Source organism: Actinopolymorpha cephalotaxi (assembly GCF_013408535.1).
Classification (GTDB): Bacteria; Actinomycetota; Actinomycetes; order Propionibacteriales; family Actinopolymorphaceae; genus Actinopolymorpha; species Actinopolymorpha cephalotaxi.
In genome coordinates this window covers 4,476,251-4,490,562 of record NZ_JACBZA010000001.1, presented here as the reverse complement: position 1 = coordinate 4,490,562, position 14,312 = coordinate 4,476,251, and the positions used below count along the sequence as shown (strand labels likewise).

13 protein-coding genes are annotated in these 14,312 nt (G+C 68.4%); 7 read left to right on the top strand and 6 right to left on the bottom strand.

Annotated features, from left to right (window positions below):
• Positions 1–278: 278 nt before the first annotated feature.
• Positions 279–1,607 carry a DUF2252 domain-containing protein gene (locus FHR37_RS19840; RefSeq protein ID WP_092885324.1) on the top strand — a complete coding sequence of 443 codons (1,329 nt, stop codon included), beginning with the start codon at positions 279–281 and terminating at the stop codon, positions 1,605–1,607.
• A 30-nt stretch (positions 1,608–1,637) separates the two neighbouring features.
• On the opposite strand, the gene FHR37_RS19835 is transcribed toward FHR37_RS19840, so the two are convergent.
• The gene (locus FHR37_RS19835; protein WP_139239060.1) at positions 1,638–3,962 is read right to left on the bottom strand and encodes a hypothetical protein; all 2,325 of its coding nucleotides are present in this window, start codon (positions 3,960–3,962) and stop codon (positions 1,638–1,640) included.
• 150 nt (positions 3,963–4,112) lie between these two features.
• Positions 4,113–4,514, bottom strand: coding sequence for a PPOX class F420-dependent oxidoreductase (locus FHR37_RS19830; protein WP_092885320.1), 402 nt, complete (start codon positions 4,512–4,514; stop codon positions 4,113–4,115).
• 201 nt (positions 4,515–4,715) lie between these two features.
• On the opposite strand from FHR37_RS19830, the gene FHR37_RS19825 reads away from it, so the two are divergent.
• On the top strand, positions 4,716–4,958 hold the full coding sequence (locus tag FHR37_RS19825) for a DUF6458 family protein (RefSeq protein WP_139239059.1): 243 nt from the start codon (positions 4,716–4,718) through the stop codon (positions 4,956–4,958).
• Between the two features lie 121 nt (positions 4,959–5,079).
• Complete coding sequence (locus tag FHR37_RS19820; RefSeq protein ID WP_139239058.1) at positions 5,080–5,955, top strand: phosphotransferase; 876 nt, start codon at positions 5,080–5,082, stop codon at positions 5,953–5,955.
• A 59-nt stretch (positions 5,956–6,014) separates the two neighbouring features.
• Here FHR37_RS19820 and FHR37_RS19815 read toward each other — a convergent pair whose 3' ends face one another.
• The gene (locus FHR37_RS19815; protein ID WP_092885314.1) at positions 6,015–6,491 is read right to left on the bottom strand and encodes an AAA family ATPase; all 477 of its coding nucleotides are present in this window, start codon (positions 6,489–6,491) and stop codon (positions 6,015–6,017) included.
• Positions 6,492–6,546: 55 nt separating this feature from the next.
• Here FHR37_RS19815 and FHR37_RS19810 point away from each other — a divergent pair, with 55 nt between their 5' ends.
• The gene (locus FHR37_RS19810; protein WP_092885312.1) at positions 6,547–7,032 is read left to right on the top strand and encodes a 2'-5' RNA ligase family protein; all 486 of its coding nucleotides are present in this window, start codon (positions 6,547–6,549) and stop codon (positions 7,030–7,032) included.
• A 45-nt stretch (positions 7,033–7,077) separates the two neighbouring features.
• On the opposite strand, the gene FHR37_RS19805 is transcribed toward FHR37_RS19810, so the two are convergent.
• Entirely contained in the window at positions 7,078–8,064 is a 987-nt protein-coding gene (locus FHR37_RS19805) for a carbon-nitrogen hydrolase family protein (protein ID WP_092885310.1), read from the bottom strand.
• A 122-nt stretch (positions 8,065–8,186) separates the two neighbouring features.
• Between FHR37_RS19805 and FHR37_RS33225 the strand changes: the two genes are divergently transcribed.
• Positions 8,187–10,157, top strand: a complete 1,971-nt coding sequence (locus tag FHR37_RS33225; protein WP_139239057.1) for a heparinase II/III domain-containing protein — start codon at positions 8,187–8,189, stop codon at positions 10,155–10,157.
• A 41-nt stretch (positions 10,158–10,198) separates the two neighbouring features.
• Here the strand turns inward: FHR37_RS33225 and FHR37_RS19795 are convergent, their stop codons facing one another.
• Positions 10,199–10,489: a DUF1330 domain-containing protein gene (locus tag FHR37_RS19795; protein WP_092885306.1), complete on the bottom strand. Its 291-nt coding sequence runs from the start codon at positions 10,487–10,489 to the stop codon at positions 10,199–10,201.
• A gap of 152 nt (positions 10,490–10,641) precedes the next feature.
• Between FHR37_RS19795 and FHR37_RS19790 the strand changes: the two genes are divergently transcribed.
• Positions 10,642–11,619, top strand: a complete 978-nt coding sequence (locus FHR37_RS19790) for an aldo/keto reductase (RefSeq protein WP_092885304.1) — start codon at positions 10,642–10,644, stop codon at positions 11,617–11,619.
• Between the two features lie 14 nt (positions 11,620–11,633).
• Here the strand turns inward: FHR37_RS19790 and FHR37_RS19785 are convergent, their stop codons facing one another.
• Positions 11,634–12,077 carry a universal stress protein gene (locus FHR37_RS19785; RefSeq protein WP_092885302.1) on the bottom strand — a complete coding sequence of 148 codons (444 nt, stop codon included), beginning with the start codon at positions 12,075–12,077 and terminating at the stop codon, positions 11,634–11,636.
• Positions 12,078–12,274: 197 nt separating this feature from the next.
• Here FHR37_RS19785 and FHR37_RS19780 point away from each other — a divergent pair, with 197 nt between their 5' ends.
• Positions 12,275–14,281: an ABC transporter substrate-binding protein gene (locus FHR37_RS19780; RefSeq protein WP_092885300.1), complete on the top strand. Its 2,007-nt coding sequence runs from the start codon at positions 12,275–12,277 to the stop codon at positions 14,279–14,281.
• Positions 14,282–14,312: the final 31 nt, after the last annotated feature.

Below are 14,312 nucleotides of genomic sequence, written 5' to 3'. Positions count from 1 at the left end.
GTACGGCGCGGGGCTTTCGGACCAGGTCGAGGTCCCGGCCAGCCTGCCGCGGCGGTCCGGGCCCGTCAACCGGATTGTTCGCCGCCGCCGGTGCCGAGCGTCTCGAGGTATCCGTACAGCGTGCTCGTCGCCCGCACCGCACGGCCTTCGCCATCTTTCGTATCGCGCAAGCTACGTTGCGTGTCATGCAAAGACCAGGCCCCTGCTCCTACCGACCAGCCGGGAGCCGACCAGAGCAGTTCTGCGCGGCGCGGCCTTTGCGGGTAGGTTGACCGGCCATGTCCCCAGGCTCAGAAGACCGCCGCACCGCCCACATCGTCGACGTTCTGAACACCGCCTTCTCCGACCTGATGGAGGCCGATCCGGAGGCGTTCCGCAGACGCTTCCGGCGGATGGCGTCCGACCCGTTCGCGTTCTATCGCGGGACGGCCTGCCTCTTCTACGCCGACGTCGCCGAACAGGACGACCCGTGGGCCACCGGCGAGGCCGGGCGGGTGTGGATCCAGGGTGACCTGCACGCGGAGAACTTCGGCACCTACATGGACGGGCGCGGAAGCCTGGTCTTCGACGTCAACGACTTCGACGAAGCCTACATCGGTCCCTTCACCTGGGATCTGCGCAGGCTCGCCGCGAGCATCGCCGTCCTCGGCTGGACCAAGGCGCTGTCCGACGCCGACATCGAGGAAGGCATCCGCGGCTACCTGCGGGCCTACCTCGACCAGGTGGACTACTTCGTGCGCTCCGACCGTGACCACGAGTGGTCCATCCGGCTGGACACCGCGGAGGGCGCCATCCGGGCAGCGCTTCTGGACGCGCAGCTCGCCACCCGCATCGAACTGCTCGACGACATCACGGTGGTCGAGGACTACGACCGGCGCTTCCGGAAGGGTCCCGGCGTACGGACTCTCGACACCGAGGAACGCACGAAGGTCGAGGAGGCCTACGCGGCCTATCGGGAGACGATCCCGGGTTCGAAGAGGTTCGGGAGCATCAGCTACGAGCTCAAGGACGCCGTCGGGAAGACCGGCTTCGGGATCGGCAGCGCCGGGCTTCCGGCGTACAACCTCCTGGTGGAGGGAAGCTCCCAGGCGCTGGAGAACGACGTGGTCCTCACGATGAAGCAGGGCAACGTCGCCGCCCCGAGCAGAGTGGTCCACGACGCCCGTGCACGCGAGCACTTCCAGCACCACGGACACCGTACGGCGGTGTCGCAGCGAGCTCTGCAGGCACAGTCGGATCCGTGGCTGGGCTGGACCGCGATCGACGGGACGGGCTTCGTCGTGCAGGAGGTCTCGCCGTACGAGCGCGACCTGGACTGGGACTCCCTCGTCGAACCGCACGAGGTCAAGGAGGTCCTCGTGCACCTCGGCCGGGCGACAGCCAAGGTGCACTGCGTCGCCGACGTCGATGCGGGCGACATTCCGTTGGTGGAGGGCCAGACCGAGGACGCGATCGTGGCGGCCGTCGGTGACCGGGCGGAGGAGTTCGTCGACGACATCGTGAGGTTCGGCCTGGAGTACGGCGCCCGTGCCCGCGCCGACCACGCCCTCTTCGTGGACGCGTTCCGCGGCGGCCACATCGAGGGGGTCGGCCCGTCGGCCGACTGAGTCCGGCGAGGACTGGCGGTCGCGCGGGGGTCAGCGGCCGTCGTTCCTGACCGCGGCCCACAGCAGGTCGCGCTCGGTCGTGCCGAGTTGCCCGGTCGCGATGAGACGGTCCAACCAGGGCTTGACCGTCGGGACGTCCGCGTCCCTGCCGGTTCGCCGCAGGAGGAGGTCCTGCAGGGTGCATCCCGTTTCCAGGAAGCGGTTCCGCACCGTGGTGGTCGAGCCGTTCAGCGTCACGTACCCGCGGGTGTCCGGCGTGGGACACCTCGTCGCCGTCGGGGTGTAGCGGCCGAGGTGAAGGAAGTTCGTGAAGCCGTCGGGTCGCAGGAGCGTCCACATCGTCTGGTCCGGGGAGAGTTCCAGGCGGAGCTGGGCAGCTGTGACCGATGTCTTCTGGACGAACGCCAGCGGGTCGACGACCACCATCGAGCTGCCCGCACTCACGTAGAGGTAGCCGTTGGGGTGGAACACCAGCTCGCCACCACTCGCGCCGAAGCCGCCACTCACGTTCAGGTGAAGGGATCTGGTCACCGCGAGGGTCCCGGGGTTCGCCTCGAACAGCGTGCCGTCCGCCAGCCCGTACAGGTGCCCGTTGTGGACGGTCAGCGCGTTCACCGACCCGGCACCGGCGACGGGGGAGACGGAGCGGACCACCGCCTTCGTCGCGGGATCCCAGCGGACGAGCCTGGCGTCACCAGGAGCGGGTACGGTGCCGGTGCCGCCCTGCGTGGACGTTCCCGCGTAGACGGAATCGTCGAGGAACGCCAGCGACGCGATCGTGTGGTCGGGTACGACGTTGCGGGTGACGTCCACGGCCTTCGTCGCGGGGTCGAGGACGGCGATCGCCCCTCCGCGCAGGCCGTAGTCCGGCTCGGTCCCGAACCAGATCTTCCCGTCGTGTTCCTTCGCCTCGATCGGCCTGATCTGGCTGTCGGTGTCCTGCAGTCTCGTGTAGGTCGTCAGGGGTGTGCCGGTGTCCTCGGGGAGGCCGACGAGTGAACCGTTGGGGTAGGTGCCGGCGAACACCGTCCCGTCGTGCAACGTCCAGTCCTCGACCTGACCGACGCGGGCGATCGGTGCGGAGGTCCCGGTGGCCACGTCGTACACACTGGTGTTGCCGTTGAGGAACGCGTCCACGAACACTTTGGAACCATCGTGGTTGGGCAGGACGTGCTGCAGAGGCGACGGTGACGCGGTGATCTGGTACTGCAGCGAGCCGGACTCGCCGGAGTCGATGTCGTAGCGGAAACCGCCACCGGAGTAGTTGCCCGCGAACGCGTAGAGCACGTCGTGGCCGTTCTCGGAGTTCCAGCCGTAGCCGACGAGGGCTCCGCGCCGTGAGGTGATCCCGGTCCGTTTGACGGTGTGGGTGGCCAGGTCGTAGCGGACGACGTGCACCGCGCCGTTGTAGACGGAGCTCGTGTAAACCCCGCCTTGCCTGACGGGGGAGACCCCACGCGCCGACATCGGGTACGAGGTGGTCACCTGGCCGGTGTCCCCGTCCACGACCGGCACCTCGGTGTTGGTGTTCGTGTCGATGGCACGCAGCATTCCGTCGAGGTTCACCAGAATCTGGCCGTCGGCGTAGTCCAGGTCGGCGACGGCAGAAGCTGGTTTCGCGTTGGGGGCAAGCGGGATCTCGCTGGTCTGCCCGGTCGCGAGGTCGAGCCGGAAGACCTTGCCGACCGGTGCGGTGCCGACGTAGAGCGCGTTGTGGACCGGGTCGTACGTAGTGGACCGTGCGTACTTCACGTCCTGGTCGTCGGTGACGCGGCCGAGGTCGGCGAAACCGTTGCCTGGCTTGAAGGACCACGCGTGCGCGTCGGGGTAGGAGCCGCCGTAGACCGTCCCGTCGTCCGCGACCGACAGGCCGTACAGATAGGTCGCCTCCGACGTCGCCCGGCCGAGGTTCGTCATCGCGCCGGTGGCGGGATCCCACTGGAACAGGCGCCCCTCGTAGAAGGTGCCGACGTAGACCTTGCCGTCCGGAGCGACCGCGATCGTCGCGTCACCGGAGGCGCCGGGCATCGGGTGCCGGCCGAGTTGGGTGGTCGGCTCGGGGAAGGTGGTGGTGGAGACGTTCAGCTGTGCGTTCTCGCCCATCGGAGCGGCGTACGCGACCAGCCGGCCGTCCGGGAGGTGCCCGAAGGCACCCTCGACCACGGTGAGCGAACTCATCGGCGACCCGAGGTCGTCGAGCCGGCCGCCGGGCGCCGCGGGCGAAACGTAGGTGGACGGCAGCGGGTTGTCCAGCGCGCCGTCGGCGGCTGCCGGGACCGCGGCCAGTGGTGCGGCGAGCGTGCAGACGGCGGCGGCGGTCACGAGCACGCGGGTCCAGGTATGCCGGGCGGGCATGGCTCCTCCAAGGCGAGGTGGTTTCGGCTAGGACCGTAATAGGTGGGCCGGAGCCGTCAAGGAAACCGCGGGGAAGTTGGCCATCCCGGCCATGCGGATGGTTCGCTCCGTCGGTGAACGAGCTCTGTCGACCGGCTGTGGAGGCGGCCGTCAGACGTCCCGGAAGTGGGGGCCGGGCCCGTCGAGGTTCCACGCCAGGATCCTGCGCGGATGGAGCCGGACGAGAACGTTGCCGAACCCTTCGCGCAGAGGACGACCGGCCGACACGATCTCCGCGCGCGCCCGGATCTCCAGCCCGCGGCCCGTCTGCCCGCCTGGACCGACGGGTTCAGCCGCCATGTCGTCGACGACGAACGAGACCCGTGGATCGGCGTGGATGTTACGGACCTTCCGACTCGTGCCGAAGTTCGGGCCGCTGATCTCGATGCGATGGGTCGAGGTGTCGACCCAGAAGGCGACCGGTGTGATCTGTGGGCCGCCGGGTCCGAGCGTTGCCAGTCGTCCCAGTGGTTGGTCGAGGAGATAGCGGAGTTCGGTCTGGGTGAACGTCATGACGCGATGCTCGGACGTCAACCCTGGTCGGGGTCAAGCCGGGCGACGGAGACGGGGCTGTGGACAAGTGTTCGCGTTCCAAGAACGGCTTGTCCTATTGTGTCCAGGTGCCGAGGAGGCCGGGGAGTCCTGGCTGCGGAGCGTGCTCGGCCACGGGGGGACCGTCAAGGTCAGTAAAGCTATGCACGCAAGGGGTTTTCGATGGGTATCGGTGTCAGCCTTCTTCTCGCTACTGTGGGCGCGATCCTCGCCTTCGCGGTCGACTACAGGCTCGCCGGAGTCGACGTCACTCTGATCGGATGGATCCTCATGACGGCGGGAGCTCTGGGAGTCGTCGCCACCCTGGCGATCTGGATGCCGGGCCGGGCCAGGAACGTCCCCGTCACCCGGGGTTCCTCGGCTCGCCGCGGTCACGTCACCGGGACGTATCACTCGGGACGGTAGGAGGGCGACCGCTGCCCGCCCGCCTCAGTTGTCCGCGGTGTCGGCGAGCGGTACGCGTCTTCGCAGCCCGGCACCGATATGGCGTGGCGGTCCCGGGCGTGTGCAACCTAGGGTGTGGGCTGTGTCTGTCGCCGCGGAACCCGTACTGCCCGAGATCAACCGTACGCATGGCCTGCGATACCACCTGCGCGGCCGGTGTGCGGGCGGGATGCAAGGCGGGGCGTGGCTGCTGGCGGACCCCGAGGGGCGACCGGCGATCCTGAAGTTGCAGGAGGACAAGCCGGGCTCGCGAAGGCCGTGGACGTTACTCGAGGCAGTCAATCGGATGAACGCGGCAGGCTATCCCACGCCGCGCTGGATCGCCGCCGGCGTCACCGAGGCCGGGATCCGTTACCACGTTCAGGAATTCGTCGAGGGTGAACCGTCGTCGCCGCTGACGGCGGACAAGGTCGCGCTGCTGATCGAGGTGATCGAACTCCACGCCGGCCTGGACCCGGATCCGGGCAACGACTGGAACGTCTACGTCGGCTCCGTTCTCGGCGGTGAGCGCCGCGAGGACAGCCGGGCACTTCTGCGTGGGTTCGGACCGCCGGGGAACGATGTCCTCGCCGCGTTCGATCGGGTCCTCGCGGAGTGCGGGCCGGTGCGCCTCCCGGCAGGCGACCTGGTGCACGGCGATCTCAACTCCTGCAACGTGCTGCTGCGCGACGGCAGGGTCAGCGGGGTCATCGACATCGACGCGTTCGGCAGTGGAACCCGGGTGATCGACTACGCCTGGTTGCTGCGTGAGGCGTACGCGATGGACGCGGAACCCGAAGCCGTACGACGAGTCCGGCGCGCCGGTGAGGCGGTCGCCGGGCCGGGAGTACTCGCGTACTGCGTGGCGGCGACGTCGTTCGACATCGTGCGCTTCCACGTGCGGCACGCGCCGGAGCGGCTGCCCGGGCTCCTGGACCGCCTCCAACTGATGGCCGCCGATCTGAGCAGACCCCTTTGACGTACGCCGAACTGCCGCGGTCCACGCGGCCGATCACCTCGCCGGGGCGACAGGCACTGTCAGGAGGAGGTTGACGGAGCGTCCGTAGGCGGTGCCTGTGAAACGAGCGGTTCCAGAGTGTCGGCGAGCTGCGTCACCGGGAGCCGACCGTCCAGTTCGAGGGTCGCGCTGTTGCGGAGGAGCGGTTCGACCTCCTCGACGTACTGCCGGATCTCCTCCTGCTGCTGGACCGTCCTGCCGTACGGGTTGTTCGAACGTCGCCTTACCCGATCGAGCAGCACGTCGAGCGGTGCGGTGAGCAACACGACGTGATCGAACCGGTCGTAGAAGCGCCCCTGGTTGGCGACAGTGCCGGAGACAACCAGGTCCTGGTGCGCGGCGAGCAGCCCGCCGATCCGCGACTCGTCCCAGGTGCCGTCGGGAAGGACCCAACCGTCGTAGTCGGTGTCGACAGTCGGCACGCCACGGCGCCTCAGTTCCTCGAGGAGCGTGGACTTGCCGGCGCCGGACATGCCGGTGACGAGTACGCGTCCCATGGGGAGACACCGTAACGGGCCGGTCTGATGTGCGGGCAGCGACTAGCATCCGACCATGCCGCATCGGTATACCCTCGCCAGCTTCCTGAACGCTCGTCCTGATGGTGACGAGTTCCTGGGATCGAACTGGCCTCCTCACGTGACACTTGTGCTCAACTTCTCGATCGAGCAATCCATGTCCGCATTGACGGCGGCCATCGAAGGCGCTCTGAGCGGAGTCACGGTCCTTGCCGCACCCGCCGAGGGCGAAGAGCTGTTCGGCCCGCACAAGGACATTCCTGTCAGCGTCCTGGCGCCGACGCCGGGGCTCCTGGCGTTGCACAGCAGGCTTCTCGGCGTCCTGACCGAAGCCGGCGCGTGCTTCGAAAAGGCCGAGTACGTCGGTTCCGGCTACCGGCCGCACGTCACGATCACACCCCAGCGCCGGCTGCAACGCGGCGAGGTCGTGGTCGTGGGCTCGGTGTCGCTGGTCGACCTCGAGCCCGGTGAGGACACTCACCAGCGAGGGGTGCTGGCAACGATCCCACTGGATCGCGCATGACGAAGGGCAGGTCCCGCAGGTTCGGCAGGTGCGGCGGGTCAATCTCTACGCGGGGTGCGCGCGGGAACGTTGGGCGAGGTTGCGCGCGATCTGCGCGTCGATCGGCTCCAGGTCGAACGACCCGATCATCTCGTCGATGCTGACGTCGGGATCGTTCGACCAGAACAGGCCGATGTCCTCGCGGGTGCTGTAGTGGAAGCCCACCCGATCGCCATAGGTCTCCCGCAGCGCCGCACCCTCTCGCAGCGCGGGCGACCAGCCGAGCAGGACGTGGCTGAGGTCGACCTGATGAACCAGAACGGAGTCGGCCTCGGTGATCCGGCTCGCCACCATCCCCGTGGGTTCGTAAATGGTGGCGTTGTCGCGCGGCGTACTCGACACGATGTGGTAGCGATGCCGGGCGGCGTGCGCGGCGGTGAGGACGGTCGCCGGAGACGCGCTCGGCCAGGCGACGATCTCGGCGCCGTGGCGGGCAAGCTCCGCCCAGCCGTCGTCGTAGACCACATCCCAGCAGATCTGGATCCCGAGCCGGCCGAAGTCACATTCGAACACCGGGACCTCCCGGCCCGGTTCCACACCGCCCTCGAGGGTCTCTGCGGGACGGACGCCGACCGGATGCATCTTCCGATAGGTGCCCGCCACCTCGCCCTGCCGGTCCAGCAGCACAGCGGCGTTGGAGTACGCCGGAGCCGCGGGTGAGGGCTCAGGCTCGCGCAGGTCAAGGGGAACGATCAGGTACGTGCGGTGCCGCCGGGCGGTCTCACGGAGGACGTCGAGCACCTCGTCGTCCATCCCGATGGAACGATCCGCGGGAAGCTCGGCGTCCGGGGTGAGCACGGCCTCGGGAAGGACGGCGAGATCAAGTCCGTGTCCGTCCCAGGACTCCTTCGCCCGGACGGCCATCCGGTCCACGAGCGCGCTGAGCTCCCGCGCCCGCTCGGCCAGTCCGGGGTATCCCCGGCCGCCGCCGAAGATCGTCGTGCCGACCACGACCTTGCGGGGGAGCCTCGTGATCACGCGCTCGGCGGTCATGAGTCGGCCTCGATTTCCTTCCGGAACCTGTCACGGACACGGCCACCGTACTCATCGTCGGGTTGGGTGGGTACTGGACGAATCGCCGCTTCGTCGGCATCGTCGACCGGGCGGATGGAATCGTGCCCACATCAGCGAGCCAGGAGGTCCTCGTGCAGCAGTCGCCGTCCTCTCGACCGGGCCGTCCAGGCGGATCGGCGCCGAACTCCCTGGCGGGCTTCAACGAAACGAGCTTCCTGGCCAGGGTGCTGCCCGCTCCCGGGCAGTGGCGCTCTGTCCCAGACGTCTCCGACCGGGGCTTCTGGGGCGCGGTGGACACGCCCACCCGGCAGGCGATCCTGCAGCGGGCGGAGGACTTCCGTACGCGGGAATGGCCCGTACTGACGGCCCGCGGATGGCGGGACTTCGTCGAGACGGGTAACCGGACGATGTACGAGGACCGTTACTTCGGCCGGCGTCGACGCACGGTCGCCTCCGCCCTCGCGGCCTGCCTCACCGACGATCCGAGCTGGCACGACGACGTGCTCGACGGCGTGTGGCTGATGCTGGAGGAGACCACGTGGTGCGTGCCGGCGCACGACTACTCCGCGCGTGAGGATGGGCCGCGGCTGCCCGATCCGGATCGTCCGTTTCTGGACCTGTTCGCGGCCGAGACCGGCGCCCTGCTGGCCTGGACGCTGCACGTCCTCGGCTCGCGGCTGGACGAGCGGTCGCCACTGGCGCGGGCGCGGATCGTCGAGGAGGTACGTCGGCGGATCCTGGTTCCGCAGCGTACGGACGACACCTGGTCGTGGTTCGGGCGTTCGGGCCCGGTGAACAACTGGAATCCGTGGATCAACTCCAACGTGCTCACGTGTTCGCTGCTCCTCGACCAGGACCGCGACGACATTGTGACGACTGTGAGCCGGGTACTGGAGGGTCTCGACACCTTCGTGTCCGGCTATCCCGACGACGGCGGGTGCGACGAGGGGCAGATGTACTGGTGGCGCGCGGGAGCATCGCTGTCGGAGTGCCTGGAGCAGCTGTACGACGCCACCGGTGGAGCGCTCGACGGGTACGCCCTGCCCAAGGTGCGCGAGATCGCGCGCTACCCGCACCGCGTCCACATCGCCGACGACTGGTACGTCAACGTCGGTGACGGGCCCGCGCGCACCGAGGCCGCGGACACCGTTGAGCCACACGTGCTCCACCGGTTCGGGCGTCGTACCGGCGACGAGGAGGTGGTCGCCCATGCGCGCTACATGCGAGGCGACGGCGCGGCCACCCTGCCCCGGCTGAGTCTTGGTCGTTCGCTGTTCGCGCTGGCCGACCGCGACTGGGCGAAGGCACCGGCGTCGGCGTCGCCCGCGCCGCTGCCGTTGCAGGCCTGGTGGCCGCAGACCCAGCTGCTGACCGCGCGCGAGACCGAGGGGCAGGTCGACGGGCTCTTCGTGTCGGTGAAGGGCGGCCACAATGGCGAGAGCCACAACCACAACGATGTCGGCACCGTCCTGGTCGCGGTCGACGGGCATCCCGCCCTGGTCGACGCCGGCGTTGCGCAGTACACCCGCCAGCATTTCGGTCCACGGCGGTACGAGATCTGGACGATGCGCAGCGACTACCACAACGTCCCGAACGTCGACGGCCACGAACAGCAGCCTGGCAAGGAGTTCCGCGCGCGTGAGGTGACGGCCGACCTCGGTGCCGAACGGGTCGACGTACGGCTCGACCTCGCCGGTGCCTACCCGAAGGAGGCCGGGCTGGTCCGGTTCTCGCGGCAGGTGACGTTCTCACGTGGGGAGCCTGCGCACGTGAGCTGGCACGACGAGTGGGAGCTCGACCACGACCCGGAATCGATGACCCTGCACCTGATCACGTCGGCCGAGCCAGTGCTGGGCGGCGGAGGCATCCGGGTGCTGACGCCGGGACGCGCCTTGCGGATCACTTACGACGCCAGCGGTTTCCGTACGCCGTCCGTGGAGCGGATCGACCTCGACGACCGGCGGTTGAGTGGCGTCTGGGGACCCGCGCTGTGGCGGATCGCTCTGAGTCCCCTCCGGCCCGGCAGGCGCGGTGAGTGGAGCCTCGACCTGCGTGCCGAGCCGGTCGGCTGACCTGGTCCAGCCGAGCCCGGCTCAGCTGGACCGTGCTCGGCTCACTCGACCCCGGGGACCAAGCGGATCTCGCGGACCACTCCGCCGTCCAGCGCCGCGAGCGCCTTCTGGTACTCCGGGCTGTCGTGTGCTGCCTCGGCGGCCTCGATCGAGTCGAACCTGATCACCACGGTGCGGGTCTCCTCGCCGGCCTCGTAGACCTTCTCCGGGAGGCCGCGGGCGACGAACGTGCCACCGTTGGAGGTGAGCGCCGGCCCGGCCAGCTCGGCGTAGGCAGCGAGCTTGTCCTCGTCGAGGATCTCGCGGTAGATGCTGATCCAGTACGCAGTCATGCGGGCCATTGTGTCGCGGCGCCCCTGCCGGTGCGCAGGAGCCCCGATCCGTTGCTCAGGCGCAGCGCCGACATCTTCCGCGCGGATTGGTCCGATACCGCCGGTCGCGATTGGTCTGCTCGGGCCCGCCGATCGTCCTTACGGTGAAACGCATGGAGTACAGAAACGTAAGCGGGCTCGACGTCAGCCAGCTGTGCCTGGGCACGATGATGTTCGGAACCAGAGTCGATGAGCGCACGTCGTTCGACATCCTCGACCGGTTCGTGGATGCCGGCGGGACTTTTCTCGACACGGCGAACTGCTACCAGTTCTGGGAGGGCGACGGGCAGGGGCACGAGAGCGAGGAACTGCTCGGCCGGTGGCTGCACAGCCGTGGCCTCGCCTCAGGTGCGGGAAGGGAGAAGGTCGTGGTCGCCACGAAGGTGGGCGCCCGGCCGATCACCGGGCCCGGTCGCGGCGACTTCCCGGAGAACCGCGAGGGGCTGTCCGCCGAGATCATCCGGGGTCAGATCGAGGTGAGCTTGCGCCGGCTCGGCCTGGATCACGTCGACCTGTACTACTCCCACCACGAGGACCGGTCCGTGCCGCTGGAGGAGACGGTCCGGGCATTCGGTGAGATCGTCCAAGCGGGCAAGGCGAAGGCGCTCGGAGTCAGCAACGAACCGGCGTGGCGGGTGGAGCGGGCACGCCAGATCGCCACCCACACAGGGCTTCCCTCCTACACCGTCGTCCAGCAGCGGCACACCTACCTGCAGCCGAAGCCGGGCTTCCACGACGAGTTCATGCCGGTGCTCGGCGAGGAACTTCTGGACTACGTGCGGTCCGAGCCCGACCTGACCCTGGTCGCGTACTCGCCGCTGCTGTCCGGTGCCTACAGCGGGCGATCCGACAAGCCGATACCGCCGCCGTACGCCCACCCGGCGAGTGCCGGTCGCCTTGCGGCACTGAAGGACGTCGCCACCGAACTCGGCGCCACGCCCAACCAGGTGGTGCTGGCCTGGATGCTCGCCAGTACGCCGTCGATCCTGCCGTTGTTCAGCGCGAGTTCGGTCACGCAGTTGGAGGAGTCCCTCGGTGCGCTGGAGTTGAAGCTGTCCGAGGAGCAACTGACCCGCCTCGACCAGAGCTGATCTGGCCGGTTCGCTCAGTCGCCGTCCCGGACGATCACCACTGGACAGTGCGCGTGCATGGCCACCCGCTGGCTGACAGATCCGAGCAGCGTCCCGGCGACACCGCCGTGGCCTCGGGATCCCACCACCACGAGGTCCGCGCCCCGGGAAGCGTCGATCAGCGCAGCCGCCGGGTGAGCCATCACGGCCCTGCGCTCGACGTCCACCTGACCTTCGGTGCCGAGATCGGCGACGGCGGAGTCGAGGATCGCCTGCGCCTCGGGCTCGAACTCCTCGTCGGCGTAGACGAAGAACGGCGGGGCCACCCGGGTCACCGGTTCCCACGCACAGATGACCTCCATGCGTGCGCCGTGTGCCTTGGCCTCGCGGGCCGCCCACTTCAATGCCAGCCGTGAGCAGTCCGAGCCGTCGAAGCCCACGACGATGCGCGAGCCGTCGGCACCGGATGGAGACGTCATGCCGGGCTTCTTCCCGCGTAGGTCGGACACCAATCCGGAGCGGCTACGCAGCCGACAACGCACCACCGAAACGTCCCGCCGAAACGACCACCTTTGCCCTCGTTCGCCCCGTTCCGTTGACATTCGGTCCGAGCCTGATCACGCTGTGTCGATCCGACGTGCTGCCGCGCGGACCCGATGACGGGGGCTGAATTCGAATGGGCGACCAGCGACGACACCTCACCGGACGACACTTCACCGGACCAGACCTCACCAGACGCGACCTGCTCCGATCGGCCGGAGGCGCAGCGCTCGCCGCCACCTCCCTGGTCGGCTGTGACCTGCTCAGCACCGATCCCTCCAACCAGCCCAAGAGCAAACCCGCCGGCGGCAAGGGCAAGGAAGCTCCCGGCCTTGCCGCACAGGTGAAGGCGGGCAAGCTGCCTGCTGTCAAGGACCGGTTGCCCGCACGTCCGCTGGTACTCAAACCGGCCCAGGAGGCGGGTTCGTACGGTGGCACGTGGAGGACGTTCATCCAGGGGATCGACGGTTCGTCGGTGTACGAGAACATCGGTTACGACCCGCTGGTGCGCTGGGCTCCCGACTTCTCCGGTGTGATCCCGAACATCGTGACGTGGAAGGTCGACGCGGACGGGAAGGAGTACGTCCTCCAGCTACGCAAGGGAATGCGGTGGTCCGACGGAGAACCCTTCACCGCCGACGACATCGCGTTCGCCTTCGAGGACGTGCTCGGCAACAAGGAGCTCTTCCCGGTCTTCCCCGAATGGCTGGCGCCCGGCGGGAAGCCCGCCCGCTTCACCAAGGTGGACGACGTCACCTGCAGGTTCTCCTTCGCCGAGCCGCACGCGTTCTTCCTCGAACGCCTGGCGAGCCCCGAGGGCAACATGCTCGCCGCCTCGCCCAAGCACTACCTGAAGCAGTTCCACAGGAAGTACAACCCGGACCTGATGAAACTCGTCAAGGACGCGAAGCTCACCGACTGGAACCAGCTGTACTTCGGCAAGGGAGGTGACGGCACGTCGGGCCTGGCGATCTGGCAGAACCCCGACCTGCCCGTCCTGCTGCCGTGGATGGTCGCGACCCCGTTGACGAAGGACCGGCTGGTCGCGAAGCGCAATCCGTACTACTGGAAGACCGACCCCGACGGCAGCCAGTTGCCCTACCTGGACGAGGTGGTCGTCGAGGTGGTCACCAGTCCGGAGACGGCGGTTCTCAAGGTGAGCAACGGGGAGTACACGCTTCCCTCGACCGACATCCTCACCCCGTCCAACAAGCCGGTCTTCGCGCGCAGCACCGACAAGGGCGACTTTCGGATGATCGACCAGATGACCTCCGACATCAACAACGGAGTGTTCTGTCTCAACCTCACGCACAAGAACCCCGCGATCCGAAAACTGTTCCAGGACAAGGACTTCCGGATCGGTCTGTCGTACGCGATCAACCGTGGCGAGCTGATCAAGGCCGTGCACCAGCGCCAGGGCATGCCCTACCAGTCCGCACCCCGGCCCGAGTCGGACTTCCACGACGAGAAGCTGGCGACGCAGTACACGAAGTACGACGTGGCGGAGGCGAACCGCCGCCTCGACCGTGCCGGGCTCACCCGGCGGGACAGCACCGGCTGGCGGCTGCGCCCGGACGGGCAGCGGGTCGCGTTCACCGTGGAGCTGCCGACCGGTTTCGACCCCACCTACCCGGCCACCGCCGAACTGGTCCAGAACTACTGGAAGGCGGTCGGCGTCCAGCTGCGGGTCCAGGCGCAGGGCGGCCCGCTGTTCTGGAAACGGCTCTTCGCCAACGAACACGACGCGGTCCTCTACAGCGCGGAGAACGGCCTGCGCGACGCGATCCTCGACCCGGGCTGGTTCTTCCCGATCGCCGGCCGCTGCTACTACGCCCGGCAGTGGGCGGACTGGTATGCGACCGGCGGGAAGAGTGGCGAGAAACCACCGGCCGCGCCGCTTCGCCAGATGGAGCTGTACGACACCATCAAGATCACCATGGACGAAGGGGAACGCCGTCGGCTCTTCGCCGAGATCCTGCGCATCTCCGCCGACGAGTTCTACACGATCGGCACGGTCCTGATCGCGGGCCGCTACTCGATCGTGCAGAACAAGGTCCGCAACGTCCCCGAGCCCATCCCTGAAGGCTCGTTGTATCCGGACCCGGCTCCGGTCGGCCCGGAGCAGTTCTACCTCCGTGCCTGAGGGCGCGACCCTCAGACTCGTCTCGTCGTAC

Excerpts from the sequence above, each read along its gene's own strand:
- FHR37_RS19810 (WP_092885312.1), top strand. The coding sequence starts at position 6,547 with ATGCCGCATCGGTATACCCTCGCCAGCTTCCTGAACGCTCGTCCTGAT.
- FHR37_RS19785 (WP_092885302.1), bottom strand. The coding sequence starts at position 12,077 with ATGACGTCTCCATCCGGTGCCGACGGCTCGCGCATCGTCGTGGGCTTC.
- FHR37_RS19795 (WP_092885306.1), bottom strand. The coding sequence starts at position 10,489 with ATGACTGCGTACTGGATCAGCATCTACCGCGAGATCCTCGACGAGGAC.
- FHR37_RS19790 (WP_092885304.1), top strand. The coding sequence starts at position 10,642 with ATGGAGTACAGAAACGTAAGCGGGCTCGACGTCAGCCAGCTGTGCCTG.
- FHR37_RS19825 (WP_139239059.1), top strand. The coding sequence starts at position 4,716 with ATGGGTATCGGTGTCAGCCTTCTTCTCGCTACTGTGGGCGCGATCCTC.
- FHR37_RS19780 (WP_092885300.1), top strand. The coding sequence starts at position 12,275 with ATGGGCGACCAGCGACGACACCTCACCGGACGACACTTCACCGGACCA.
- FHR37_RS19835 (WP_139239060.1), bottom strand. The coding sequence starts at position 3,962 with ATGCCCGCCCGGCATACCTGGACCCGCGTGCTCGTGACCGCCGCCGCC.
- FHR37_RS19815 (WP_092885314.1), bottom strand. The coding sequence starts at position 6,491 with ATGGGACGCGTACTCGTCACCGGCATGTCCGGCGCCGGCAAGTCCACG.
- FHR37_RS19840 (WP_092885324.1), top strand. The coding sequence starts at position 279 with ATGTCCCCAGGCTCAGAAGACCGCCGCACCGCCCACATCGTCGACGTT.
- FHR37_RS19830 (WP_092885320.1), bottom strand. The coding sequence starts at position 4,514 with ATGACGTTCACCCAGACCGAACTCCGCTATCTCCTCGACCAACCACTG.
- FHR37_RS19805 (WP_092885310.1), bottom strand. The coding sequence starts at position 8,064 with ATGACCGCCGAGCGCGTGATCACGAGGCTCCCCCGCAAGGTCGTGGTC.